The organism is Qipengyuania xiapuensis (genome assembly GCF_019711395.1).
GTDB lineage: Bacteria > Pseudomonadota > Alphaproteobacteria > Sphingomonadales > Sphingomonadaceae > Qipengyuania > Qipengyuania xiapuensis.
The window spans coordinates 177,820-203,526 of sequence record NZ_JAIGNL010000001.1 but is presented as its reverse complement, the minus strand read 5'-3'; the positions used below and the strand labels follow the sequence as shown (position 1 = coordinate 203,526).

At 65.5% G+C, this 25,707-nt stretch carries 25 protein-coding genes and 1 tRNA gene; 10 read left to right on the top strand and 16 right to left on the bottom strand.

Features of this window, described 5'->3' with window-relative positions; genetic code table 11:
• Window positions 1-20: 20 nt before the first annotated feature.
• The 5 genes from K3163_RS01105 to K3163_RS01085 all read right to left on the bottom strand — a co-directional run bounded on the left by K3163_RS01105 (window position 21) and on the right by K3163_RS01085 (window position 3,394).
• Window positions 21-1,595 (bottom strand): NAD(P)/FAD-dependent oxidoreductase, encoded by a 1,575-nt coding sequence (locus tag K3163_RS01105; RefSeq protein ID WP_221551082.1) that lies wholly within the window; start codon window positions 1,593-1,595, stop codon window positions 21-23.
• Between the two features lie 80 nt (window positions 1,596-1,675).
• Entirely contained in the window at window positions 1,676-2,311 is a 636-nt protein-coding gene (locus K3163_RS01100; RefSeq protein WP_221551080.1) for a PilZ domain-containing protein, read from the bottom strand.
• Window positions 2,312-2,460: 149 nt separating this feature from the next.
• Window positions 2,461-2,545 (bottom strand) — tRNA-Leu (locus K3163_RS01095).
• 75 nt (window positions 2,546-2,620) lie between these two features.
• Window positions 2,621-2,902 (bottom strand): integration host factor subunit beta, encoded by a 282-nt coding sequence (locus K3163_RS01090; protein WP_221427198.1) that lies wholly within the window; start codon window positions 2,900-2,902, stop codon window positions 2,621-2,623.
• A 150-nt stretch (window positions 2,903-3,052) separates the two neighbouring features.
• Window positions 3,053-3,394 (bottom strand): GntR family transcriptional regulator, encoded by a 342-nt coding sequence (locus K3163_RS01085; protein ID WP_221551077.1) that lies wholly within the window; start codon window positions 3,392-3,394, stop codon window positions 3,053-3,055.
• A 199-nt stretch (window positions 3,395-3,593) separates the two neighbouring features.
• Between K3163_RS01085 and K3163_RS01080 the strand changes: the two genes are divergently transcribed.
• The 5 genes from K3163_RS01080 (at window position 3,594) to K3163_RS01060 (ending at window position 9,279) form a co-directional block, all read left to right on the top strand.
• Entirely contained in the window at window positions 3,594-5,240 is a 1,647-nt protein-coding gene (locus K3163_RS01080; protein ID WP_221551075.1) for a peptide MFS transporter, read from the top strand.
• A 109-nt stretch (window positions 5,241-5,349) separates the two neighbouring features.
• Window positions 5,350-6,747 (top strand): amidohydrolase, encoded by a 1,398-nt coding sequence (locus K3163_RS01075; RefSeq protein WP_221551073.1) that lies wholly within the window; start codon window positions 5,350-5,352, stop codon window positions 6,745-6,747.
• Window positions 6,744-8,036: an amidohydrolase family protein gene (locus K3163_RS01070; protein WP_221551068.1), complete on the top strand. Its 1,293-nt coding sequence runs from the start codon at window positions 6,744-6,746 to the stop codon at window positions 8,034-8,036. Before K3163_RS01075 ends, K3163_RS01070 begins: the two co-directional genes overlap by 4 nt.
• A 14-nt stretch (window positions 8,037-8,050) precedes the next feature.
• Entirely contained in the window at window positions 8,051-8,545 is a 495-nt protein-coding gene (locus K3163_RS01065; protein ID WP_221427203.1) for an FKBP-type peptidyl-prolyl cis-trans isomerase, read from the top strand.
• Between the two features lie 59 nt (window positions 8,546-8,604).
• Entirely contained in the window at window positions 8,605-9,279 is a 675-nt protein-coding gene (locus K3163_RS01060; RefSeq protein WP_221551066.1) for an NnrU family protein, read from the top strand.
• On the opposite strand, the gene K3163_RS01055 is transcribed toward K3163_RS01060, so the two are convergent.
• The 9 genes from K3163_RS01055 to rpe form a co-directional block, all read right to left on the bottom strand.
• Window positions 9,276-9,701, bottom strand: coding sequence for a hypothetical protein (locus K3163_RS01055; protein ID WP_221551064.1), 426 nt, complete (start codon window positions 9,699-9,701; stop codon window positions 9,276-9,278). The two genes, K3163_RS01060 and K3163_RS01055, sit on opposite strands and share 4 nt — an antisense overlap.
• A gap of 2 nt (window positions 9,702-9,703) precedes the next feature.
• Window positions 9,704-10,501 (bottom strand): crotonase/enoyl-CoA hydratase family protein, encoded by a 798-nt coding sequence (locus K3163_RS01050; protein ID WP_221551062.1) that lies wholly within the window; start codon window positions 10,499-10,501, stop codon window positions 9,704-9,706.
• Complete coding sequence (locus tag K3163_RS01045; protein ID WP_221551054.1) at window positions 10,498-11,316, bottom strand: alpha/beta hydrolase; 819 nt, start codon at window positions 11,314-11,316, stop codon at window positions 10,498-10,500. Before K3163_RS01045 ends, K3163_RS01050 begins: the two co-directional genes overlap by 4 nt.
• A complete protein-coding gene (gene dxs, locus K3163_RS01040) occupies window positions 11,313-13,235 on the bottom strand; it encodes a 1-deoxy-D-xylulose-5-phosphate synthase (protein WP_221551052.1) in 1,923 nt (640 codons plus the stop codon). Before dxs ends, K3163_RS01045 begins: the two co-directional genes overlap by 4 nt.
• A gap of 76 nt (window positions 13,236-13,311) precedes the next feature.
• On the bottom strand, window positions 13,312-13,779 hold the full coding sequence (locus K3163_RS01035) for a Fur family transcriptional regulator (protein WP_221551049.1): 468 nt from the start codon (window positions 13,777-13,779) through the stop codon (window positions 13,312-13,314).
• A gap of 37 nt (window positions 13,780-13,816) precedes the next feature.
• Window positions 13,817-14,497 carry a peptide-methionine (S)-S-oxide reductase MsrA gene (gene msrA, locus K3163_RS01030; protein ID WP_221551047.1) on the bottom strand — a complete coding sequence of 227 codons (681 nt, stop codon included), beginning with the start codon at window positions 14,495-14,497 and terminating at the stop codon, window positions 13,817-13,819.
• Window positions 14,498-14,737: 240 nt separating this feature from the next.
• The gene (gene purH / locus K3163_RS01025; protein WP_221551045.1) at window positions 14,738-16,324 is read right to left on the bottom strand and encodes a bifunctional phosphoribosylaminoimidazolecarboxamide formyltransferase/IMP cyclohydrolase; all 1,587 of its coding nucleotides are present in this window, start codon (window positions 16,322-16,324) and stop codon (window positions 14,738-14,740) included.
• A gap of 8 nt (window positions 16,325-16,332) precedes the next feature.
• Window positions 16,333-18,279: a heparinase II/III domain-containing protein gene (locus tag K3163_RS01020; RefSeq protein WP_221551043.1), complete on the bottom strand. Its 1,947-nt coding sequence runs from the start codon at window positions 18,277-18,279 to the stop codon at window positions 16,333-16,335.
• A complete protein-coding gene (gene rpe, locus K3163_RS01015) occupies window positions 18,276-18,938 on the bottom strand; it encodes a ribulose-phosphate 3-epimerase (RefSeq protein WP_221551041.1) in 663 nt (220 codons plus the stop codon). Before rpe ends, K3163_RS01020 begins: the two co-directional genes overlap by 4 nt.
• A gap of 138 nt (window positions 18,939-19,076) precedes the next feature.
• Here rpe and K3163_RS01010 point away from each other — a divergent pair, with 138 nt between their 5' ends.
• The 5 genes from K3163_RS01010 (at window position 19,077) to K3163_RS00990 (ending at window position 23,780) form a co-directional block, all read left to right on the top strand.
• Window positions 19,077-19,349 (top strand): PqqD family protein, encoded by a 273-nt coding sequence (locus K3163_RS01010; protein ID WP_221551031.1) that lies wholly within the window; start codon window positions 19,077-19,079, stop codon window positions 19,347-19,349.
• Window positions 19,350-19,403: 54 nt separating this feature from the next.
• Complete coding sequence (locus tag K3163_RS01005; protein ID WP_221551029.1) at window positions 19,404-19,541, top strand: hypothetical protein; 138 nt, start codon at window positions 19,404-19,406, stop codon at window positions 19,539-19,541.
• Window positions 19,542-19,569: 28 nt separating this feature from the next.
• Window positions 19,570-21,453 carry an asparagine synthase-related protein gene (locus K3163_RS01000; RefSeq protein ID WP_221551027.1) on the top strand — a complete coding sequence of 628 codons (1,884 nt, stop codon included), beginning with the start codon at window positions 19,570-19,572 and terminating at the stop codon, window positions 21,451-21,453.
• 42 nt (window positions 21,454-21,495) lie between these two features.
• Window positions 21,496-23,163, top strand: coding sequence for an ABC transporter ATP-binding protein (locus K3163_RS00995; RefSeq protein WP_221551022.1), 1,668 nt, complete (start codon window positions 21,496-21,498; stop codon window positions 23,161-23,163).
• 119 nt (window positions 23,164-23,282) lie between these two features.
• On the top strand, window positions 23,283-23,780 hold the full coding sequence (locus K3163_RS00990; protein WP_221427218.1) for a DUF2141 domain-containing protein: 498 nt from the start codon (window positions 23,283-23,285) through the stop codon (window positions 23,778-23,780).
• Here K3163_RS00990 and K3163_RS00985 read toward each other — a convergent pair.
• Both K3163_RS00985 and K3163_RS00980 read right to left on the bottom strand, forming a co-directional pair.
• Entirely contained in the window at window positions 23,771-24,679 is a 909-nt protein-coding gene (locus tag K3163_RS00985; protein ID WP_221551011.1) for a hypothetical protein, read from the bottom strand. The genes K3163_RS00990 and K3163_RS00985 overlap by 10 nt on opposite strands.
• The gene (locus K3163_RS00980) at window positions 24,676-25,707 is read right to left on the bottom strand and encodes an acylglycerol kinase family protein (RefSeq protein WP_221551010.1); all 1,032 of its coding nucleotides are present in this window, start codon (window positions 25,705-25,707) and stop codon (window positions 24,676-24,678) included. The genes K3163_RS00985 and K3163_RS00980 overlap by 4 nt, the downstream gene beginning before the upstream one ends.

The following is a 25,707-nucleotide window of genomic DNA, read 5'->3' as shown; positions in this document are numbered from 1 at the left end:
GCCCCCTCTCGCGCTCAGCCTCAGGCGGCCTCGCGGTCCTTGGGTTCGACCTTGGTCGGCACGTCGCGGACCGAGTTGAGCGCTGCGGCCTGGTCTTCGGTCAGCTGGCGATTGGGCAGCGTGCGTTCCGCACCCTCGTCGCCGGCTTCGTGATACTCGGCGTCCTCGTTGACGCACCAGGTGTCGTAGACACGCTCGCCGGCGATGATGTTCTCGACCGTCAGCATGGCGGTCATCATCGCGTGGTCCTGGTTGTTGTAGCGGTGCATGCCGTTGCGGCCCACGAGGTGCAGCGTCGGGTGCTTTTCCTCCAGCTCGATGCGCATCGCATCGACATTGGCGGCATAGTCCTCGTCATAGACCGGATAGGCCTTTTCCTGGCGGACCACGGCGCCCGACTTGACCTTCTTGGGGTCGACGAGGCCCAGGATTTCCATCTCGTCGGTGGCGAGCTTGACGAGGTCGTCGTCGTCCATCGACCACAGGCCGTCGCCTTCGAAACAGAAATATTCGAGACCGACGCAGGCCATGTCCTCGTCCGGGATCATTTCCGGCGACCAGCTGCGGAAGTTCTGCACGCGGCCGACCTTCACCTTGCTGTCGTGGATGTAGATCCAGTTGTCCGGGAAGAGGTCTTCGCCCTCGACCATCAGCGCCACGGTCAGGAAGTCGCGATACTTGAGTTCGTTCGCCTGCAGCGTCGACTGCGGCAGCGGATGCAGGCGCTTCGACAGTTCGCGCATCGGCGCACTGCTGATCGCGTGATCGGCTTCGATCAGGATATCGCCATCCGGACCGCTCGCGCTCATGCGCCAGCCGCCCTTGGCATCGGCCGAAAGCTGCTTGAGCGCATGGCCCATGAACAGCTGGCCCTTGCCGGTGGCGAGGATCTTGTCGCGCGCAGCTTCCCACATCATGCCCGGGCCGAGGCGCGGGTAGCGGAAGGTTTCGAGCAGGGTCTTCACGGCCTGCCCGTCGTTCGGCTTCTTGTTGAGGCCGAGGCTACGCTTGAGGCCATCGGTGACCGCGCCCCAGAGCGAGAGGCCCTTGATGCGCTGGGCTGCCCAGTCTGCGCTCATCTCGTCGCAGGGCATGCCCCACACCTTCTCGGTGTAGGTCTTGAAGAAGATCGAATAGAGCTTGTGGCCGAACTGGTTGGTCGTCCAGTCCTCGAAGCTCTTCACGTCCTTCTTGGGGAAGAGCTTGTACTGGAGATAGCTCGCCATGCAGACGGTCGAGCGCAGGATGCCGAGGTTCCACAGCGCTTCGAAGGCACGCAGCGGATAGCTGTAGAACTTGCCCTCGTAATAGATGCGGCTCATGCGCGGGCGCTGGATGAAATCGTCCTCGCCCAGGATCTCGTTCCACAGGTCGACGACCTGCTGGCTCTTCGAGAAGAAGCGGTGGCCGCCGATATCGAAACGGTAGCCTTCATGTTCGACCGTGCGGCTGATGCCGCCGACATAGGTTTCGTCCTTTTCGACGATCGCAACCGTCTTGCCCTGCTTGGTCAGCAAATAGCCTGCCGTAAGACCGGCGGGACCCGCCCCGATGATTGCGACATCGACTTTGAGCGGATTGTTGGTCGTACCCATGAATACCCCCGAAATGTTTGTTGATCCGGAGGTGAAGGATATTGGTTAAAAGGTGCTTAAAACGCCCCGCAAAAAGGTTGTCAGGCCGGCATGTCGTCCAGCATCGAAGGGCACTGGACGCTCGCGGCCAGCAGCGCGAACTGGCGCAGCGAGAGCGTGTTGTCGAACACGAGCCCGTAATGGGAATCGCGCCGCCAGCGCACCTTGGCCCGCGTATCGGGGAAGGCGGAACCGGTCACCTTGAGCGCCTGGTCGATGGCGAAGGCCGCATCGCATTCGACGCGAGCGCCCTGCTGCGAAAGGTTCACAGTCGTCGCATCACCCGAACCGCTGAGCGAGGAAATCTTCAACGGAAGCGCGATGTTGAGACGCAGCTGGCGCTTGGGAAAGTTCCAGGTTTCCTGGATCAACTTGTCGACCTCGATCGCGTCCTTGAAGCGATAGCTCGCCTCGAAGCCCTCGCGGCGCACTTCCTCGATGTCGTAGGTCTCGCCGTTCTGCAGCTCGAGCGCGATCTGCTGCTCCTGCGGCAGTGCATGGAACGTGCGGAGCGAAACGCCCGTCGCCGACACATCGCGGATCACGCAGATGAATTCGCCCTGCCCGCAGACCAGCTTTGCCGCCCGGATCAGCGAAGCATAGCGCGGCGCACCGCGCTGTTCGACCGGATCGTGTTCACTCGTGCTGTCCGCATTCAGCGTAGCGGAATAGTCCATGTCTCTTCGTATCCCCAAGAACAGCGGCAACTTGCGCACCGCTTGCTGACGTCTTGAACCTGCGTTCCCTTAGCCTGCGCTACTACAGAAATAGGTGTTAACACGGGGATAAAGCCCTCAGGCGAGGCTGCTGCAGGTTTGGGGATGCATGGTGCGGGTGGTGGGACTCGAACCCACACGTCCAAGGGACAGGGGATTTTAAGTCCCCGGCGTCTACCATTCCGCCACACCCGCCCGATGCACGGGTGTGCCTAGTCATTGATTGGAATGGCTGCAATCGCCGAAGCGCGATCTGCGCAGGCGCGAAGCTCAGTTCTCGTTGAGACGCTCGCGGATTTCCTTGCCCGGCTTAAAATAGGGCACGCGCTTGGCCGGCACGTCGACCACTTCGCCGGTACGCGGGTTGCGGCCCTGTCGCGCGTCACGCTCACGAGTCGAGAATGCACCGAAGCCGCGCAGTTCGACACGCCCGCCCTCGGTCAGGCGCTGGGCGATTTCCTCGAAGAAGATGTCGACGACCTGCTCGACCTCCTCGGCGCGGAGGTCTGGGTTGTCTTCCGCTATGGCGGTGAGCAATTCGGATCGGATCATGCACGCTCTCCTGACTGCCGCGACCGCGGTAGTCAAATACCTTTATACACGACCCCTGGAAGCGAGCCTAAACATGCCCGCTGGCTAGATTTTGTGCCAGAAACGTGAGTTTCCCGCAAGCGAGCATTTCCCCGCTTGTCCCGCGTCGGGTCAGGCGTCTTCGAGCAGCTCTGCCGGAGCGATGCCGAGGCGCTCCATCCGGGTGCGGATTTCGGGCCACTCTTCGGAAAGGAAGGCCTCGCGCTCGCGCTGGCGCAAGGTCGCCGAAGCACCCTTGGCAACATACATGCCCACACCGCGCTGGACCTCGACCAACCCGTCGTTCTGGAACTGCTGGTAGGCCTTTGCGACGGTCAGCGGGTTCGCGCCCTGCTCTGCGGCGAGCGCGCGGACCGAGGGCAGCATCTCGCCTTCCTTGTAACGCCCGTCGATGATCGCGGCGGCGATCATGTCGCGCAGTTTGAGATAGACGGGCTTGGACTGGTTGCTCATGGCGAATCCCCGAAAGTCGTAGAGTGCTTCAGTGCCATAATACAGCGCGGCGCGCAAGGTTCCCGACTTTCTCCCGGCAGTTGGTCTCGCCTGTAACTAATGCTTCACATTGTCTGTCAGACCGCTAGGGTGCGCGCTTCTTCGGGGAGGGGTCGCGCACGAAGCCGGCCTTTCGACAAAACAAGGGATACCGGATTCGATGGTAGAAGGCGTCTTCTTCACATTCGACTCAGCGTTCGAAATGTGGACTTTCAGGGTTGCCGTGATCGCACTGGCAGCATTTCTCATCGGCGGCGTGGTTCTGATCACCCGCCCGCAGGAAGAGGTTATCGGGCACCCCAAGGGCCTGTTCCTCCTGTTCATGGCCGAAATGTGGGAGCGTTTCTCCTACTACGGCATGCGCGCCCTGCTGATCTTCTACCTCATCCAGCACTGGATGTTCGCGGAAGAAAAGGCCTACGTGATCTACGGCGCCTATACCGCGCTCGTGTACATCGCACCGGTCGTGGGCGGTTATCTGGCCGACCAGTATATCGGCCAGCGCAAGGCGGTCCTCTTCGGCGCAGTCCTGCTGACCTTCGGCCACTTCTTCATGGCCTTCGAAGGATCGGGCGGACAGGCCGATCCGATGATCAACGTCTTCTGGCTCGCTCTCGCCCTCATCATCGTGGGTTCGGGTTTCCTCAAGGCCAACATCTCGGTCATCGTCGGCCAGCTCTATCCGCGCACCGACGTGCGCCGCGACCCGGCCTACACCATCTTCTACATGGGCATTAACGTCGGTGCGGCGACCGCATCGATCATCTGCGGCTATCTCGGCCAGACCTATGGCTGGGAATACGGCTTCGGTCTTGCCGGTATCGGCATGCTCATCGGCCTCATCTTCTTCGTGGTCGGCAAGCCGCTGCTGCTCGGCCAGGGCGAACCCAAGGACCCGGCCAAGATCAAGGGCGGCAAGGAATTCGCCATTTACGGCGCCGGCCTTGCCATGGTCGCACTGTGCTGGGCCGCTATCCAGTACCAGGAGCTGGTCGGCACGGTGCTCGGCGTCTTCGGCGGCGGCCTCGTTGCCTACGTCCTCTTCACCGCTGTGACCAAGCTGGCGCCGGAAGAGCGTGACCGCATCTTCGCGGCCATGTTCCTCATCCTGACCTCGATCGTCTTCTGGGCGCTGTTCGAGCAGGCGGGTTCGTCGCTCAACGTGTTCACCGATCGCCACGTCGATACGCAGGGCGTGAACGCATCGATGTTCCAGTCGATCAACGCGATCTACATCGTGCTGCTGGCACCGCTCTTCGCGATGCTGTGGCAGGGCCTTGCCCGCAAGGGTGCGGAACCCAGCACGCCGATGAAGTTCGGCCTCGCCGTGATCCAGGTCGGTCTCGGCTTCCTCGTCCTCGTCTGGGGCGCGGAAAGCGTGGGCATCAACGTGCCGACGCCGGTCATCTTCATCTTCCTCATCTACCTGCTGCACACCACCGGCGAGCTCTGCCTCTCGCCCGTCGGCCTCTCGGCAATGAACCGCCTGAGCCCGGGTCACATGGCCTCGCTCATCATGGGTACCTGGTTCTTCGCCTCGGCCACCGGTAACTTTGCAGCCGGCCTCATCGCTGCTGCAACCGGCGGCGAAGGTGTCGGCGAGGAAGCCGGCAAGCAGGTCGTGCTCGACGTCTACTCGACGGTCGGCTGGTACGCCGTCGCCATCGGTGTCGGCGTCATGGTCATCAGCCCGCTGATCAAGCGCCTGATGCACCTCGACACGATCCAGGACGATGCACTCGAAGGCCAGGCAGAAGCCGGCCTCGAAGCACAGGAAGGCGGCGTCCACCCGACGTCGCGCGTCTGACGCCAGGCTGCGAGGGGTTCGCCCAACGGGCGATTCCCCTCGACCAAATTCGATTGACCGGACGGGCCGGGGCAGCAATGCTCCGGCCCGTTCACTTTTGGGGGACTGCATGAAGAAACTTGCCCCGCTTGCGCTCGCCGCAAGCCTCGCCGCCTGTTCTACCGCCGACGCCAAGCCGGACGTCGCGTCCGCCTCCGACGGCGCTTCGGACAAGGAATGGAGCGCGCCGGTCGGCAAAGACGGCCGCGAACCTTTCCCGTCTACCTACACCCCTTATCCCGGACGCCCCACCGCGCTGGTCGGCGCGGTCGTCTATGATGGCGCCGGCGGTCGGATCGACAACGGCACGGTCCTTTTCCGCGACGGCAAGGTCGTCGCTATCGGAGACGCCTCGCTTTCGACCGACGGCTATGACCGGATCGATGCGGCGGGCAAGTTCGTCACCCCCGGCGTGATCGACATCCACTCGCACCTCGGTGACTATCCGAGCCCGCAGGTCGACGCGCATTCGGACGGCAACGAGGCGACCAGCCCGACCACCCCCGAAGTCTGGGCCGAACACTCGGTCTGGCCGCAGGACCCGGGCTTCTCGCGCGCACTTGCGAATGGCGGTGTCACCAGCCTGCAGATCCTGCCCGGTTCGGCGAACCTGATGGGCGGACGCAGTTCCACGCTCAAGAACGTGCCAGCACGCACCGTGCAGGGGATGAAATTCCCCGGCGCGCCCTACGGCTTCAAGATGGCCTGCGGCGAGAACCCCAAGCGCGTCTACGGCAACCGCGGCCGCATGCCCTCGACCCGCATGGGCAACTTCGCGGTCAACCGGCAGACCTGGCTCGATGCTGTCGCCTATGCGGAAGGTGACCGCGACAAGCGCGACCTTGCCAAGGAAACGCTGGTCGGCGTGCTCGACGGCGACATCCTCGTCCACAACCACTGCTACCGCGCCGACGAGATGGCGCTGGTCATGGATATGGCCAAGGAGATGGGATACCGCGTCTCGGCCTTCCACCACGCGGTCGAGGCCTACAAGATCGGCGACCTGCTGCGCGAAAACGGCGTGTGCAGCGCGATCTGGGCCGACTGGTACGGGTTCAAGATGGAAGCCTATGACGGCATCTTGGAGAACGCCGCCTACCTCCAGCGCGAGGATGCCTGCGTGGTCATCCATTCCGACGATGCCAACGGCATCCAGCGCCTCAACCAGGAAGCCGCCAAGGCACAGGCAGCAGGCCATCGCGCAGGGATCGACATCCCCGATGCGACGGTGATCTCGTGGATCACGCTCAACCCGGCAAAGGCGATGGGCATCGACAGCATGACCGGTAGCCTCGAGACCGGGAAGATGGCCGACGTGGTGCTGTGGAACGGCGATCCGCTGAGCGTCTATTCGCGGCCCGAGAAGGTCTGGATCGACGGTGCGCTGATGTATGATGCGATGGACCGCAAGCGGCGGCCGGTGAGCGATTTCGAGCTCGGCCAGCCCGGTGAAGGAGATGTGAAATGAAGCGGTTTCTCACTCTCGCCGCCAGCGCCCTCGCGCTCGCCGCAACGCCTGCCGCAGCGCAGACCATGGCCATCACCGGGGTGAACGTCGCCAAGGGCGACGGCTCCGAGCCGATCGAGAACGGCGCGGTCGTGGTCGAGAAGGGCAAGGTCACCTATGCAGGCCCCGCCTCGGGCATGCCCGAGGTTGCCATGCCGCTCGTCGAAGCGCCTCCCGGCACATGGGTCACGCCCGGCCTCTTCGCCACGGTCACCACGCTCGGCCTGTGGGATGTCGGCGCGGTCAGCGAATCGAACGATACGCGTGCCGGCGATTCGCCTTTCAACGCGGCTCTCGACGTAAGCCGCGCGATCAATCCTGCCTCGCAGCACATCAAGATCCACCGCGCGGCAGGCGTCACCCGCGCGGCGACCCTGATGGGCAGCACCGGCTCGATCTTCGGCGGGCAGGGCGCACTGATCGATCTCGGCGCCGATCCCGATCCGGTGACGAAGGCCCGCGCGTTCCAGACCGTGCAACTCGGCGAAGCGGGCGCGAGGCTTGCGGGCGGCAGCCGCGTCGCAAGCTATGTCGAATTCGCCAATGCCCTTCGCGAAGCGCGCGAGGCGGCAAACGGCCGCTGGGACGCGGAAAGCGCCATGCTCACCCGCGCCGATGCAGAGGCGCTGGTTCCGGTCGTGACCGGACGCCAGAAGCTCTACGTCATGGTCGAACGCGCCGCCGATATCCGCGGCGTGCTGGACCTCAAGCGCGAATACCGCGCACTCGACCTCGTGCTCGTGGGCGCGAGCGAGGGCTGGATGGTCGCCCCCGAAATCGCCGCAGCAGGCGTGCCGGTGATCGCCGACGGCCTCGACGATCTGCCCAGCAGCTTCGAACAGCTCGGCTCCACCCAGTCGAATATCGGCCGCATGGTCGCAGCAGGGGTGAAGGTGGGCATCAACGCCTCGGCGATGGAGAACCCGCGCAACCTCAACCAGTATGCGGGCAACCTCGTCGCGCTGACCCGCATTCCGGGTGCCGACGGGCTCAGCTGGGGCCAGGCCTTCGCTGCGATTTCCTCCGTCCCTGCAGAGATCAGCGGATTGGGGGGCCGCGCGGGCGTGCTTGCGCCGGGCGCGGCGGGCGACATCGTGGTCTGGGACGGCGATCCGCTCGAAGTCGGTTCGGTGCCGACGCAGGTCTATATCGACGGGGTTGCGCAGCCGCTCGAAAACCACCAGAGCCGCCTGCGTGATCGCTATCGCGACCTCGACGAAAGCGATCTTCCCAAGGCTTACGACTGGTAGGAACGATAAACGACATGCGCAGCATGCTGATCGCGCTCGGCGCGGCATTTGCAGCGGTGGGCTTCGCCGCCGCGACCGCACAGGACGGCGGCGGGCCCGACCGCTCGCAGGACATCGCGTGGATGAGCGCGCAGCAGGCCTATCTCGCCGGGCTCAAGGCCGAGGACGGCTGGTACACGATGGATGGCGGGCTGCGCTGGCGCTACGTCAGCTATGCCGGGTCGGACGTGAAGCCGACCGTCGAGGACCGCGTGACCGTCCACTACGCGGGCACCTTCATCGACGGCGAGACCTTCGATTCGAGCTATGATCGCGGCGAGCCCGTGACCTTCCCGCTCGGACGGCTGATAAAGGCATGGCAGATGGCGATCCCCGAAATGGGCGTGGGCGACACGATCGAGATCGCCGCGCCGGCAGACCTCGCCTACGGGCCGAAGGGTAAGGGCCCGATCCCGGGCGGGGCGACGCTGAAGTTCAAGGTCGAGCTGATCGGTATCGAGGGCCGCTGAGCCGCGCTTGCCGACCGGTGCTTTTGTGATAGCCTCCCGCTGACCAAGGGGAGGTTGTCATGGATCCGCTCGTTTCGCTTGTCGCGGCCTCGCTGGCTTTCGTCGGCACGCATTTCGCCCTTTCGCATCCGCTGCGCGCACCGCTTGTCAAAGCGGTCGGGGCAGGCGGTTTCAGCGTGCTCTACAGCCTCGTCGCGGCAGCCTGCATGGCGTGGATGTACTTCGCATTCGTCGCTGCACCTTCCGGAGGGCTCGGCGGGACCGGGGAGATCGGCTGGATCGTCTCGACCATCATCACCCTGCCCGCGCTTGTCCTCTTCCTCGGATCGCTCATCGGCAATCCCGCCCTACCCGCTCCCGGCGCAGAGAAGCTTGCCGCGCGCGACCCGAAGGGCGTGTTTGCCGTCACCCGCCACCCGATGATGTGGGGCTTCGCTCTCTGGGCGATCTCGCACCTCGTTCTCTGGTGGAGCTGGCGGACCAATGTGGTGGCGCTCGCCATCCTCGTGCTCGCGCTCGTCGGTGCGCGCATGCAGGACCGCAAGAAGGAAGTGCTGATGGGCGAGGCTTGGGCCGAGTGGGAAGCCAAGACCAGCTATTGGCCAAAATGGGGCAAGCTGCCGGGCGCAGGCCTGCTGCTATGGACCGGCGGCATTGCTGGCTGGCTCGGAATAACCTGGTGGCACATGGGTGCGGACGGCATTCCCGCCGGCATCTGGCGCTGGATCGGTTAGGCTTTCGGAGAGCGGTCGAGCCACTTGCCGAAATTGCGCAGCGTCGGCGGCCAATCTTCGGGCCAGTCGGCTAGATTGCTTTCATGGAATCCGGCGCGCTCTGCGTAGGCGCGTGGCCACTCCATGCTCCAGTCTTCCTCTGCAATCGGCAGGTCTTTCACGAGATCGTCGTCAGGATGAGGGGCCAACCAAGGCTCGATATTCTCCATCGCCAAGTCCCACAGGAATTCAGCGGTGCTCTCCGACACATCGGGCTTCATCAAGGCGATGAATTCCTCTCGCGTCGGAGAAGGCCTCTTAGCCTTGGTACGCGCGATCCTGCGTGACGTGTTGCGCCAGGCAAATGCGCCGAGGATGACGATGAAGCCGACCGCGAACAGCGTCCCGGCCAACCACTCGGGCAATCCGACAGCTTCGCCCATGGCTAGCGGCCGCTGAATTTCGGCGTACGCTTCTCGATCAGCGCATCGACGCCTTCCATGTGATCGGCGGTCGAGTGCATCAGTGCCTGCGCATTGGCGGCCATTTCCAGCGCGGCATCATAGGAGGTCGAGCGTCCCTGCCGCATGAGGTTCTTCGCCTGCCGCAAAGCGTGCGGGGGCATGGCGGCGACCTTGGCCGCGAGCGCATTCGCCTCGCCCATCAGCTCCTCGGACGAGGCGACCCGGCTCACCAGCCCCCAGTCGAGTGCGGTCTGCGCGTCGATAACGTCGCCGGTGTAGAACAGCTCCGCCGCGCGCGCTTCGCCGATAATGCGCGGCAGGATCCACGTGCCGCCATCGCCCGGGATGATGCCGAGCTTGAGGAAGGTCACGCCGAACTTGGCCTTCTCGCTCGCGATGCGCATGTCGGCGAGGCAGGCAAGGTCGCAGCCGAGACCGATCGCCGGACCGTTGACCGCGGCGATCAGCGGAACGCGCAGCGAATAGAGCGCGCGCAGGATCTTGTGGATGTTGTTGCGGTAGCCGTCTGCGATCTCGGGCGCAGTGCCGCCGAAATTGCCGGTCTTCTCCTTCATCGCCTTGATGTCGCCGCCGGCGGAGAATGCGCGGCCCGCCCCGGTCAGGATCGCGCAGCGCACGTCCATGTCAGCATTGATCGCATCGCAGGCCTCGGCAAAGGCGTCGCCGTCTCCCGCCGCGCCCAGCGGGTTCATGCTGTCGGGCCGGTTGAGCGTCAGCGTTGTGACATGGTCGGCGTTTTCGATCTGGAGCAGGCTCATCGCTCGGTGCCTCGCGTGTTCAAAGTGTCGAGAAAGGACAGCACGGCCTCTTCGGCCTCGTCGTGCCAGGCAAGGTCGTGTCCCTTGCCTTCGAAGATGACCAGCTTCGCATCATCGCGCAACCTACCGAGCTGGCGCGAATGCGTATCGGGGATCAGCGTGTCGGCATCGCCGTGAAGCAGCAGCAGCGGCGCATCGATGCCCGCGATCTTCTCTGCGTTCTCGTAACGATCGCGCAGCAGCAGGCCGCTCGGGACCCAGCGCATTTTCTCATCCACTAGCTGGCGCAGGCTGGCGAAGGGGGAGATCAGCACGAGCGCTTGTGGCACCTGCTCGCTGGCCATCTGTACCGCGACGCCGGAGCCGATCGAATTGCCGATGATCACGACATCGCCTGCGGCAATCCCGCGGGTTGCAAGGAAGGCCAGCGCGGCGCGTCCGTCGCGGTAGAGGCCATCCTCATGCGGCGTTCCGGGATTGCCGCGATAGCCGCGATATTCGGCGGCCAGCACTCCGTAGCCCGAGGGCACTAGCCGGTCGGTGGCAACCACGCTCGACACCCAGTCGGCGCCATTCCCGTGGAAGTAAAGGATGGTGGGCTTGCCCGGCTCGCCCGCGCGGTATCCGGCGGCAAGGTCGAGCCCGTCGCTGGTGCGGTAGGTTACCTGCTCGAACCCGCCGGTCGGGGGCGTGAGCGCCGTGGGCGCGGGATAGATCAGCCGCCCCTGCTGCGCCCACAGGAGCGCCAGCACGATCAGGTAGGCTGCGATTGCGAGGCCGACGATCCACATGAGGACGCGGACCGGTCGGCTCAAGCGCGCGCCTCTTCGACGCCCGCTGAATTGTGGCGAAGCGCGCCGAGCACCGTGTCGACGATATGCGGCGCGTTGAGGCCCGCCTCGTCATACTGCTTGGCCGGATCGTCCTGGTCCTGGAAGACATCGGGCAGGCGCATGGTGCGCACCTTGAGCCCGCCGTCGGTCAGGCCTTCGTCGGAGGCGAAGGTCAGCACGTGCGCGCCGAGGCCGCCGATAGCGCCTTCCTCGACCGTCACCACGACTTCGTGGCTGCGCATCAGCTTCTCGATCAGATCGGTGTCGAGCGGCTTGGCGAAACGCATATCGGCAACCGTGGTCGAAAGGCCCTTGGCCTCGAGCTGGTCGGCAGCCTTCTTGGCCTCTTCGAGGCGCGCGCCGAGCGACAGGATCGCGACCTTGGTGCCTTCGCGCACGATGCGGCCCTTGCCGATTTCGAGCTTTTCGAGCTGCTCGGGAATTTCGACGCCCGTGCCGCTCCCTCGCGGATAGCGGAAGGCGATGGGGCCATCGTCATACTCGGCGGCGGTATAGGTCATGTGCGCCAGCTCTGCCTCGTCGGCAGCAGCCATCACGACCATGTTGGGCAGCGTGGCGAGATAGGTGATGTCGAACGAGCCTGCATGGGTACAGCCGTCGGCGCCGACCAGTCCGGCGCGGTCGATCGCGAAGCGGACCGGCAGGTTCTGGATCGCCACGTCGTGCACGACCTGGTCGTAGGCGCGCTGGAGGAAGGTGGAATAGATTGCCGCGAAGGGTCGCATGCCTTCGGCGGCAAGGCCTGCGGCGAAGGTCACGCCGTGCTGTTCGGCGATGCCGACGTCGAAGGCCTTGTCGGGATGCGCCTTGGCGAACTTGTCGACGCCCGTGCCGGAAGGCATCGCGGCGGTGATGGCGCAGATGCGCGGATCGTCGTTTGCCAGCTTGGCGAGCGTTTCACCGAAGACGTTCTGATAGGCAGGCGGGCCGCCCTTCGATTTCTTCTGTTCACCGGTGACGACGTCGAACTTGGCAACGCCGTGATATTTGTCGGCGCTGTTTTCGGCGGGCGCGTAGCCCTTGCCCTTCTTGGTCACGACATGGATCAGAACCGGGCCCTGTTCGCTGTCGCGCACATTCTCGAGCACCGGGATGAGGTGGTCGAGATTGTGGCCGTCGATCGGGCCGACGTAGTAGAAGCCGAGTTCCTCGAACAGCGTACCGCCGGTGACCATGCCGCGGGCATATTCCTCGGCCTTTTCGAGACCGTGGTGCACGCGGCGGCTGAGCTTTTTCGAGAGGCGCGAGGCAAGGCTGCGAAGCCCGAGATATTCGCTGCTCGAAACAGTGCGCGCGAGATAGGCCGAGAGGCCGCCGACGGGCGGCGCGATCGACATGTCGTTATCGTTGAGGATGACCACGAGGCGATTGCCCGCCTGTTCGGCATTGTTCATCGCCTCATAGGCCATGCCCGCGCTCATCGCGCCGTCGCCGATCACGGCAATGCCGCGGCCGGGCCTGCCCTGCATCTTGTTCGCCATGGCGAAACCGAGTGCGGCGCTGATCGAGGTCGAGCTGTGGGCAGCGCCGAAGGGATCGTATTCGCTTTCCGCGCGCTTGGTGAAGCCCGACAGGCCCCCGCCCTGGCGCAGCGTGCGGATACGGTCGCGGCGACCGGTGAGGATCTTGTGCGGATAGCACTGGTGGCCCACGTCCCAGACGAGCTTGTCTTCGGGCGTGTTGAATACGTAGTGGATCGCAGTGGTCAGCTCGACCACGCCGAGCCCCGAACCGAGGTGCCCGCCGGTGGTGCCGACGGCATCGATCATCTCTGCGCGGAGCTCGTCAGAGAGCTGGCGAAGCTGATCTTTTTCGAGCTTGCGGAGGTCGTCGGGGGTGTTGACCGTGTCAAGCAGCGGGGTCTTGGGGCGTTCACTCATACGAATGCCTTACACGCGGTTTTCGAAACTGTCGATGAACGGTTCATCGACAAAAAAGCACGTTCTGTCGGCGTCGTCAGGCGGCGCAATCGTCGCACAGCCCGCGCAGTTCGATCACCGGGCGTACATCGGTAAAGCCGGCATCCTTGCCCGCTTCGCGCAGCGCGCCGGTGACCCGGTCGTCGTCGATATGCGTAGCCTTCCCGCAATCATCGCAGATCAGGAAGATGCAGTCGTGGCGGCAGCCCGGGTGCGTGTTGACCAGATAGGCATTTGCGCTCTCGATCCGGTTGGCGAGATTGTTGCGCACGAACAGGTCGAGGATGCGGTACACGCTGTTGGGCGCCACGCGCTTGCCGCGCGCCGCCGAAAGGTTGTCGGCGATGTCGTAGGCGCTGGCCGGCTTTTCGTGCCGCGCGAGCTCCTCGAACACGGACTGGCGCATGCCCGTCCACTGTTCGCCCGCATCGGTCAGCGTGTGACGGGCGGCATCGATCAGATCCTCGCCCGAATGTTCCTTATGTGCGTGTGCGTGTCCTGCCATGCGCGAGAGGTAAGCCCGCGAGGGGCGCGGCGCAAGGTCAGTTACGCTTGAACTCGGCGCGGTAGAGCGAGGGATAGAGCCGCTTCAGCGCGGCCACCTTGGGTGCATCCCAACGCACGATATAGCCGTGGCGCGGGTTCTTGTCGGCGAAATCCTGGTGGTAGGTCTCTGCCGGATAGAAGGTGCGTGCAGGCTCGATGCTGGTCACGATCGGTTTCGACCACAGCCCGCTCTTCTTCAGCTGGGCGAGATAGGAGGCGGCGACCTTGCGCTGCTCCGCCGACAGGGGAATGAGCTCGGCATTGTAGTGCGCCCCGCGATCGGGACCCTGCCGGTTCTTGAGCGTGGGATCGATGACCACCGAGAAGAAGATGCGCAGCAGCTGGTCGTAGCGAACGACCTTGGGATCGTAGACGACCTTAACCGCCTCGACATGATCGGTGACGCCCGAGGAGACGAGGCTGTATTTCGCAGCCTTGCTGGTGCCGCCGTGATAGCCGGAGACCGCGCTGGTCACGCCCTTGGTATGGCTGAACACGGCTTCGACGCCCCAGAAGCAGCCACCTGCGAAGATAGCGGTCTTGAGGCCGGTTCCCTCATTCGCCTTGCGCGCGGCAGCCGGCGCCTCGACCACCTTTTCGGCGGCGATGGCGGGCTGCTGGCAAGCGCTGGTCATTGCCAGCGCGCCTGCGGCGAGGAGGAGGGAAATGCGGCGCATCAGACGATGGCGGCCACGGCGGAGACGATCTCCGCGCCGTTCGAGAAGGCGACGATGATGGCGCCGGCGAAAAATCCGATGCCGAAATTGCGATAGAGGTCGGGGGTAAAGAGGCTCATGTTGTATTCTTTCGTGGGAATATCCCACGTGGTTACACGCCGCCCAATTGCAACGTGCTGAATGCGATTGTTGTGAACGGTTCAGCCGATCAGTTGGCCGCCCCGCGGCAGGGCAGCCCGATTAGTGCCGGAAGTGGCGCATTCCGGTAAACACCATGGCGAGGTTCTGCTCGTCCGCCGCCGCGATCACTTCCTCGTCGCGGATCGAACCGCCCGGCTGAATGATCGCGGTCGCACCCGCTTCGGCTGCTGCCAGCAGGCCGTCGGCGAAGGGGAAGAAAGCATCCGAGGCCACGGCGCTGCCAACGGCGCGGCTCTGCTCCCAGCCATACTTCTCGGCAGCTTCGGCAGCCTTGATCGCAGCGATGCGCGAGGAATCGCGGCGGTTCATCTGGCCTGCGCCGATGCCCGCAGTCGCGCCGTCCTTGGCGTAGACGATCGCGTTAGACTTCACGTGGCGCGCCACGGTCCAGGCGAAGAGGCAGTCCTTCAGTTCCTGCTCGGTCGGCTCGCGTTTGGTGACGACCTTGAGATCGGCCTCGGTGATCGCGCCATTGTCGCGCGTCTGCACCAGCAGGCCGCCGGTGATCGGCTTGACCATCAGCCCGCCGCGACGCGGATCGGGCAGGTCGCCGGTGACGAGCAGGCGCAGGTTCTTCTTCTTGGCGAAGGCCTCGCGCGCCTCGTCCGACACGGAAGGGGCGATGACGACTTCGGTAAAGATCTCGCAGATCGCGCGGGCGGTCTCTCCGTCGAGCTCGGTGTTGACGGCAACGATACCGCCGAAAGCCGACACGCTGTCGCATGCCAGCGCCTCGTTCCACGCCTCGATCAGCGTCGAGCCTTGCGCCACGCCGCAGGGATTGGCGTGCTTGACGATGACCACTGCCGGTTCGCCGCCGGCGAATTCGGCGCACAGTTCGAGCGCGGCATCGGCATCGTTGTAATTGTTGTAGCTCAGCTCCTTACCCTGCAGCTGCTCTGCCTGCGCGATGCCTTTGCCGTGCGGGCCGCTGGGAGTGTAGAGCGCCGCCTTCTGGTGCGGGTTCTCGCCATAGCGAAGCTCGACCGGTGCCTTGCCGTTGACCGCGAGGAAGTCGGGGAAGAGCTGCTGCTGGTCGGCGAAAGCGAACCACTGGCTGATCATGCTGTCATAGGCCGCGGTCGCCGCGAATGCCTTGGCCGCGCACTTGCGGCGAAAGTCGAGCGAGGTTGCGCCGGTCGCTTCGAGTTCGCCGATGAGCGTGTCGTAATCACCCGGATCGGTGACGATGGTGACAAATGCATGGTTCTTGGCCGCGCTGCGCACCATGCTGGGGCCGCCGATGTCGATGTTCTCGATGATCTCGTCACGCTCGGCACCGCGCATCACGGTGGCTTCGAACGGATAGAGGTTCACGACCACGAGATCGATCGCGCCGATCGCGTGTTCTTCCATGGCAGCGGCATGTTCGGGATTGTCGCGCACGGCGAGAAGACCGCCGTGGACCATCGGGTGCAGCGTCTTCACGCGGCCGTCCATCATCTCGGGGAAGCCGGTGAGATCGGAGACGTCCTCTACCTCGAGACCCGCCTCGCGCAGCGCCTTCGCGGTGCCGCCGGTCGAGACCAGTTCCACGCCCTTCGCGGCCAATGCCTTGCCCAGCTCAACCAAACCGCTCTTGTCGGACACCGAGAGAAGCGCCCGCTTGATCGCCACGTCTGCCATTGAAAGTTCTATCCCATTTTCTTGAGCAGCCAGGGGAAGCGTTCCCCGCTGCGAGCGGCCATGCCTTCGACCACGATCTGCTGCACCTCGTGCGGACGGCCGTGGCCATCGACCCACAGCGAATCCTCGAGCGTGCAGTGCGCCTCGCCGCTAGTGCCTGCGAGGCGAAATTGCCAGTAGCTTGCGTCGGGAAGGGCAAGGTGCACACCGTGCCCATCGTCGCTCACCCGCGCCTCGATCCCGCGGCCGAGATGGAAGCGCATGGCGAAACCGATCTTGCCGCGCTTGCCCTTGCGGGTGGAGGGTTCGAGCACGTCCTCGCCGCGCAATTCGCCGCCATCGTCCGACAGGATAAGGATGCGGCGGTGAAGCAGGCCGAAGCGCGAGGCATAGCCATTGTGCACCGCTTCGAACTTGGTCGCCTTGCGCGCGCCCTGCTCGATGAGCTCGCGGGAGAAATCGACTTCCTCGACACCCTTGCCGACCTGCCCGTGGAGGAGGACGGCGGTGGAATTGGTTTCTTCCAGCACCAGCGTCGAATGGGCGGAGGTTCCGCGCAGGCCCTGCTCGATCCGCGCCGGGACCAGCGCGCCTGCAAGCTCTGCACCGCCGCAATTGACGATGATCCGCTGCGCGCGATGCGAGAATTCGAAGGCGAGCGTCGAGGCGCAGGCATGGCGGGCATGGCGCGGCTTGGGCGGCGGCGCGGCGTCGAACACCAGCACGCCGTCCTTGCCGCGAATACGCTGGTAACCCCAGTGCCGCGATTCGAGCATCGGGCGGCTGCGCACGCCGCTGGCAGTCACGAGCGCGTCGAGAGCTTCCTCGCTCATCGCTGCAGAGCCGTGCCAGCTGCCCAGCCCGCGATCGCCCATGCGCAGCGAAAGAAGCGCGGGCACGAGCAGTCCGAGGATCGATTCTATGCCCTGCGGAGGCTCGCGGCCGACGGCGGCATAGCAGGCGCGCAGGTCGATCAGCAGCGCAATCGCTTCGGCCTGCGCGCTCGGGCTGCGCGACAGCACGCCGCCGTCGTCGCTGACCAGTTCGCCCAGCGAGCGCAGCAGGCCCGCCTCGCCATAAAGGCGGCGCGGCTTGCCATCGGGCATGAGCAGGCCCGCGGCGGTAATCGCCGCCCAGCCGCAAACCTGCGCCAGCCGGTCGTTCTCGCTCGCGACCTGCCGGTCCAGCCAGCGCGCAGTCGTCTCCATCGCCTCGAGCATGGCGGGCTTGTGCTTCTCGCCTTCGCCGATCAGCAGGATCGGTGCGTGGACCAGCCAGTTGAGCAGCCGCAGGCCAGCGAGCTCGACACTCCATGCAGGACCCTTGCCGACCTGCGGATTGGCCTTGAGCCAGGCGGCGAAGATTGGCCCTGCCGTCCCTGCGCATTGCGCGCGGGTCGCGCAGGACGAGAGATCGCGCATCCAGAGGAAGCCGTGCACCGCCCGCACGAAGGGCGGGGTGAGCTTGGACGGCGAATTGTAGTCGATCTTGTCGAGCGGGGCCTTCAGGCCAGCGACCTGCATCTGCCCCGCACGCAGCGAAATGCCTGCGATCCGGTCGCCGGCAAGCGGCGTCTCGACAGTGCCGAGCAGGCGCGGCTTGGCCGGCTTGCGCAGGGGTGCAGCAAGGATCGGCCCCGGGATGCCGAGACGGTAGCCCCAGCGCATGACGCTTTCGATCGGGCCGGTGCGCGGCAGGGCGAAGTCGGCCGGCACCAATGCGCGCGCAGGCTCAAGCGGTTCTGGCTCGGCGTCATTGGCGGGCGGCGGAACAGGCCTGCGCTGCGGGGCCGGCTCTGGCGGTGCTTCGACTGCCGGTTCCTCGGCCAGAACCTCGGGCTCGTCATCCTCGACGACGTGGGGTTCGGGGTCGTCGAACAGGGGCAGCGCGACCTGCATCTCGTCGGCCGCGTCCTCGCGCGCCGCGTTCAGCAGGTCGGAGTGCCCCTCGCTCATCCCTGTCCCTTCAGCGCGGCGATGTTGCTCGCGTATTTCTCCGGCCCGCCGCGGAAGGTGGCCGAACCTGCGACCAGCACATCGGCGCCGGCATCGACACACAGCGGCGCAGTGGTCGGATCGACACCGCCATCGACTTCGAGCCGGATATCCTTGCCCGTCTTATCGATCATCTTGCGGATCGCCTCGATCTTGCGGAGCTGCGAATGGATGAAGCTCTGCCCGCCGAAACCGGGATTGACGCTCATCACCAACACGAGGTCGACTTCCTCGATGAGGTAATCGAGCATCTTCGCAGGCGTACCCGGGTTGAGCACCACGCCGGCCTTCTTGCCGAGGTTCTTGATCGCCTGCAGCGTGCGATGGATGTGCGGCCCCGCCTCGGGATGCACCGTGATGATGTCCGCGCCTGCATCGGCAAACGCCTCGAGATACTGGTCCACCGGCGAGATCATCAGGTGGACATCGAAGGTCTTCTTCGTGTGCGGGCGCAGCGCCTTCACCACGGCCGGGCCGATGGTGATATTGGGCACGTAATGCCCGTCCATCACGTCGATATGGATCCAGTCGGCACCCGCCTCGTCGACGGCACGGACCTCTTCACCAAGGCGCGCGAAATCGGCCGACAGGATCGAGGGTGAGATAAGCGGAACGGTCATGCGGTGCAGCCTTGGCGCGGGTCGGGAAGCTGGCTCGCGGAAATACCCTTCTCCACCGAGGCCCCACAAGCTTGCGCACAGGCTTATCCACGAGTGCCGAGGCTTGGATTGGCCGGCAGGCCCGTCTAGAAGCCTCGCATGGTCGCACTGCGCAAGCTCTCGGAAAACTTCGTCGCCACCAAGGTCGATGACGAGATACTCATCGTAGATCTCGACGGGGGCGAGCTGTTCTCGCTCAAAGGCACCGCGCGCAGCGTCTGGGAAGCGATCGACGGCAAGCGCAGCGAAACCGAGATCGCGGCGGAAATGGCCGAGCTGCACGAGGGCGACAAGCAGGACATCGCGCGCGATGTCGCCGAGTTGATTACCCAGCTCGAAGCTGCATCTCTGGTTGCGCATAGCGCACAATAGCGCCTTGGACGTGACGAAGCGGTTTGCTATCGTTTCACCAAAGGAAATGTGACGATGCGCAAGAACGACACGAACGGGACGCCGAAGAAGCCGCAGTGGGAGAAACCCTCCTTCGAACGGCTCGGAACTATCCGTGACATCGCTGGGCCGGTCGGTTCGGGCTTCCAGGCCGGGCCCAACCGCCGATCCTGACCAGTCCTCGCACCGGCAGCCCCGTCCAATGATCGCTGCTGCGTGGCTTGCACCGGGACTAGAACCGCCACGAATTGCTGCCATCGGCAGAGTCATCGCCGACGACGGAAATGGCCCTCCAAAATGCGGCGAATGCCTCGGCTTCACTCTTTGGGGTGAAGGTTCGCAATTCGAGCAACAAGGGCGGACGGTCTTCTTCGGGCGGATCGACAATGCCGCGCAATGCGCCGCCGCACTTGGCCTCAATGACGGTGCAGCACCCTCGGAAATCTACGATGCCGCACTCGCCCGCTGGGGCGACGAGGCCGATCTGAAGCTAGTTGGCCACTATTGCGCGATCACGGTCGAAGGGCCCCAGCGCCTGAGGCTCGTCCGCTCGCCATGGACCGCGCCCCCGCTGCATTTTGCTGCGCGCAGGGACTGCCTCGCGGCCTCGCCGCTATTGGGCGCGCTGTTTGCTGCGGGCGTAGAGAAGCGCATCCACTGGGACCACCTCGCCGACGAGCTCGCCTACGACCACCACGATTGCCAGCCGCGCGGCTGGTTCGAGGGCATCGGGCGCGTGCCGCTCGGCAGCCGGGTGCGGTGCGATGGCGCCGACTGGAAGGTCGAGCGCTATTACGATCCTCTCGCGGTGCCGCGGGTCGAGCTGCCTACGGACGAGGCCTATGTCGAACGCGGCATCGAGCTGCTGGACGAAGCGGCAGGCCATGCGCTCGCCGGCGTAACTGCCCCCGCCATCATGCTTTCCGGAGGTCTCGACAGCCCGCTCGCCGCCGCAGCCCTGCTGCGCCAGCTTCCCGGCGATACGGTGCTGCACAGCTACACCTTCGGGCCGGTCGACGGTTGGGACGGAGCGTCTCCACAAGGCACATTCGGCGACGAGCGCGAACGGGTCGAACGCTTTGTGGCCATGCATCCCCGGCTCAAGGCGCACTTCCCCGATCCGCGCGCAGGCGGGCACGACCACCGCCTGCGCGACCTGCTCGCGCGGACGCAGGTGGCCAGCGTCAATGTCGCCAATATCGGCATCTTCCACCCACTGTTCGAGGCGGCGAAGCGGCAGGGCTGCGATGCCATGTTCACCGCAATGCACGGCAATTTCACGTTCAGCCTCGATGCCGACTGGGCACCCGCAGAAGCACTGAGGCGGGGGCGTCTCCTCAAGCTGCGCCGCCTGCTTGCCGATGCGCATGAGGACGAGCGGCATTCGGCGCTGCGCCGCCTCTTGTCGAAGGCGGTCCTGCCCAACCTGCCCGGCGGCATGCAACGCGCCGTCCGCAAGGCCTTCCACCCCGAACGTTTCGGCGATCGCCCGCTCGGATCGCTGCTCAGCGAGGCGGCCACCAAGAGCTGGCGCGAGCGGGCGGCACGGCGGCGCTCGCGATCGGTGTTCGACGAAGCGACCGTCTCGGCCAGCCGCGAGGAGGCGATCCGCTGGATGTGGGCCAGCGCCGACAGCGGCGAGGATGTCGACCTCGGCCTGGAGCGGCTTCACGGCATCGCGCACCGAGACGTCACCGCCTATCGCCCGCTGTTCGAATTCTGCCACGGCCTGCCCACCGACCAGCTTCGGCGAGGCGGCACCGACCGTTTCCTCGCCCGCCGGATGGCGAAGGGCATGATGCCCGAAGCGCAGCGGCTCGAGCGCAGGCAGGGCCGCCACAACGCAGACTGGCACGCCCGAATCGGCGCACGCCGGCAGGAACTCATCGCGCAGGCCGAGGCGATCCGCAGCCACGGGCAGCTTTCCGAAGTCCTCGATATCGACCGGCTGCAACACCTGCTGCGCGACTGGCCCGAGGCGACGCCCGAAGACCTGGCGGAGCGCCTCCCGCGCGAAATGGGCATCACCCGCGCTCTCACCGCGGCGACCTTCGTATCGCATACCGAGCAGCGCAATGATTTCTGAGCGCCCTTTGCGGCGCTGCCTTGCTGCGGCATAGGACCGGCGATGGCCTTCGACCGGACCCTTCCCGCACTCCTGGCGATCGGCACGCGCGCTGCCACCGTGCGGGTCCTCTTGCTCTCGCTGCTGAGCGCAGCGAGCGAGGGCATCGGCTTCGTCCTCCTCGTCCCGCTGATCGCGCTCGCGGCTCAGGGCGGCGAGGTGGCTGCACTGCCTTTCGCCCTGCCTTCCCTATCGCTCGGAGTGCTGCTCGCGGTTTTCGTCGTGCTGGTGATCCTGCGCTCTGTCGCTGACGTCGCGCGAGCGCTGGCCGAACAGGACCTGCGCGCACGCATCGTCGATGGTCTCCGCATCCGCGCGCTCGACGCGCTGCTCAATGCCAATTGGCGCTGGGCAATGACGCGGCGGCGCGGTGAGAGCGAGGCGCTGCTCGTCACCAATGTCGACCGGGCAGGCTATGCGGTGGAGATGGCGGCACAGCTCGTGCGCCTCGGCTTCGCGCTCCTCGCGCTGGCGCTGGCGGCCATGGTGGTCTCGCCCGCCGCGGCGCTCACCGGCGGGGCGGCAGCCGCCTTCGTCCTGCTTCTCTATCGCCCGCTGATCCGGCGTGCCCGCGCGCTGGGCGAGACGCTCTCGCGCGGATATGACCTCCTCTATTCCCGCCTTGGCGAGACCTTGGCCGCACAGCGCATCCTCAAGAGCTTCGGGCGCGAGGTGCAGGCATCGCAGGAGCTGTCGGAGAGCCTGCGCGAACTTCGCCGCACCGAGTTCGCCTTCGTCCGCGACAGCGCGATCGGGCAGGCGGCCTTGCACATCGGGGGCGCGATCATGGCGGCGGGCCTCGCCTGGCTCGCACTCGAACTGCTCGAGCTTGAACTGGCCATCGTGCTCGCGCTGGCGGCGATCTTCGTGCGCGCGCTGCCGCTCGTCGGCTCGCTCCAGTCGGCCATGCAGGGCTGGAGCCATGCCTCCCCCGCGATCGCCGATGCACTTTCCATGATCGAGGCGGCGAGCGAGGCGGCAGAGCCGGTTTCGGACGGCGACGCGCCTCGCCTGACACAGCGGGTCGAGCTCGCGGACGTGAGCTTCTCGCACCAGCCGGGAAGGCCCGCACTCAGCGGCATCACCCTGCGGATCGAGGCCGGCGAGATGCTGGCGCTGACCGGGCGCTCCGGGTCGGGCAAGAGCACGCTGGCCGACATTGCGGCGGGCCTGATCGCGCCCGACGAGGGGTCGATTTCGATCGACGGCGCGAAGCTCGGCGAGGGGGCGCGGCGCGCATGGCGGACCCGCGTTGCCTATGTCCAGCAGGAGCCGGTGCTCTTCTCCGGTACGGTGCGAGACAACCTCCTCTGGGCCAAACCCGATGCGAGCGAAGACCAGCTCCGCGCCGCATTGAAGGAGGCTGCGGCCGATTTCGTCGATCGACTGCCCGAAGGGCTCGACTGCGACCTCGGCGAGGGCGGCAAGGCGCTTTCGGGCGGAGAACGCCAGCGCATCGCGCTCGCACGGGCGCTGCTGCGCGATCCCGATCTCATCGTGCTCGACGAGGCGACGAGCTCGGTCGATTCCCAGAGCGAGGAGGCAATCGGCGCCGCGCTCCATGCCATGGCGGGCAGGCGCACTGTCCTTGCCATCGCGCATCGCGGCCTGCTCACCGAAATCGCCGACAGGGTGGTACGGCTCGAACAGGGCCGGATCGCCTCCGGCTGAACACAGAATTCAGCCGCAATTCAGCGCATTCCCCTATAACGCATACCAGATCGCGGCTTGAATCGCCGCGCGGGATGCGCATCTGCGCGTGCCGAGACGTTGAACATGGGGCTTTATCGATGAGCACGAAACTTGCAGCCCTCACCGGTAGCGCGGCCATCGCCCTTGCAGGCCTGTCGCTCGCCACGCCGGCAGAGGCGCAGTACCGAGAGAAGATCACCCACGACACGCAGCGCTGCGATGCCGGCGCGGGTCCGGCCGTGTGGGTGACGATTACCGACGTGAAGCGGAGCGAAGGCACGATCCGCATCCAGTCCTATCGCGCGACCAAGGAAGACTGGCTCAAGAAGGGCCGCTGGATTTACCGCATGGAAGCGCCGGCCAAGGCAGGCACGATGCGCTTCTGCATGCCGCTACCCGCATCAGGACACTATGCGATCGCCGTGCGTCACGACCTCGACGGTGACGGAGAGACCGACCTGTTCGGTGACGGCGGAGCCATGTCGAACGATCCGAGCATCAACATCTTCAACCTCGGCCGACCGAGTTACAAGAAGGTTGGCTTCGATGTCGGCGCGGGTGTCGAGAAGATCTCGATCCGGATGCGCTACCGCTGATCTTTTGCGGCACGGCGCCGTGCGCGCCATAGCTCCCATGCCGCACCCGGCATGGCGAGCAGCGGGTGTTTCTCCCGGAACTCGGTCACTTCGAGCTTGATGCCGGTGTGCCGTTCCAGCTTCCACGCGCCATAGCGCGCGGCCCCTTCGAACGTGGTGGTCGCCTTGGCCAGACGCAGGATATTGAGCGGCTTGCCGAGCCGCTCGCGCCTGCGCCAGCGCGACAGGATCGCCTTGCGCTCATCCGACGCCAGCCGCGGCGAAAGCTGGCCGCCGTCTTCCCCGAAGGCGATGCCCGCAGCTTCCCACGCCTGCGGCAGCAATCCCTCGAAATGCTCGCGATTGACCGAGAGGATCGAATCCTCCCGCCCCGCCTTCTCGACACGGAATTCGGCGCGATAGGTCGCCTGGAACAGCGCCCGCCAATAGTCTTCAGCCCTGCCCGATGCCGGTCCCAGTGCCGCTGCGAAACGCGCGGCCGTCATCGAGGCATCGGCGATAGCCCGGTTCACGCGATCGCGCGCAGCCTCGTCGGCTGACCAGATGAGCGCGCTCGGCTGGACGAAGCGCGTCCAGATCGTGGTGTCGCGGCTATCCCCGCGCGCCGCTTCGGAGAACTTGGATAAACTCATGGTGGCGATCTTGGCGCGCAGCGTCTCGCCGCCATGCTCCCACTCGCGGTAGCTCACTTTGGGCCAGATCTTCTCGCGCTGTTCGCCGGGCAGAAGCACGTAGAAATCGAGCACACCCTCGAGCGATCCTGTGCGCAGGTTGGAACCGTAGAAGAGGACGGCTGAAGCGCCCGCCTCCTCGCCCAGCATGCGCGCATAGGCTGCGACTTCATCGCGCACCTCGCGCCCGAGCGATTGCGCGATCCGTTCTTCGAGCCTGCCCGTCACCCGGCGACGAAGGTCAGTTCTGGGCCCTGCTCGACGCGGTAGCTTCCCGCGGGGAAATGCTCGCCGTCGAGGATGAAGGGCGCATCGAGCGTGATCGCGAACCCCTTGGCCGAAAGGTGATGCAGGCCCGCCCCGGCCAGCCATTCGGGATGCCAGCCGGCAAGGATCGCCGGTACCGAGAAGAGCACGCGGCGACGGGGCGCATCTAGGATCAGCAGGCGGATATCGCCCTGCCCCTTGCCGAACAGCTTGATGTCGAGCGGCATGGTCGTGAGCGTCGAGGCGAGGATCAGCGTGCGCCGCTCCGGATCGCCGTGGCGCGAATGCGGCATCGGCTCGCCGGAGGGCAGGTAGTCGAGCTTCATCTGCGCGCCGCGGCGCCAGACATTGGTGTCGCTGCCGAACAGCGCCTGCACCACGCCCCATGCGCTGGTGACGCCGACCGCGATCGAGTTGAAGAAGCCTGCGCGGTGCGCATCCTGTCCCGCCTCGACCCCGAGCGCGAAGGCGCCCGCCCCGAAGATGAAGCCCAGCATCGGCGGATCCTCGCTGCCCTCGACGCTGACCGCGAGCGGGCGGCGAGTGACGCGCTTGCCGGTCTCCGAATCCTCGAAGGAGGCGATCGCCTGCGCCAGCGAGAAGTCGCGCGGGCTGCCGAGATCGACATTCAGCGCATTGGTCTTGCCGCGCGGCAACACTGCGAGTTGCGGCCAGTTGTCGCCGAAGACGGCCTGCCCCATCGTGAGAACATCGCGCACCGTGCCGTCGCCGCCGCTGATGACGAGGAGGCCGATACCCTGCTCAGCGAACTCGGCCAGCGCGATGGCGATATCGCGGCGGGTCTGCGGGCGGGCAATGGAGACATTCTCGCGGCCACCATAATTGGGCACGCGGTCCTTGTTGTGATGGCTGCGCGTATTGAGGATCACCCCGATCCGCTGCAGGTGAGCGGGCCCCTCCGGAGCGCGCACGACTGCCGCTTTTGCCTGTTCGGGGAGGTCTTCGAACTGGTAGATCTTGCGCTCCAT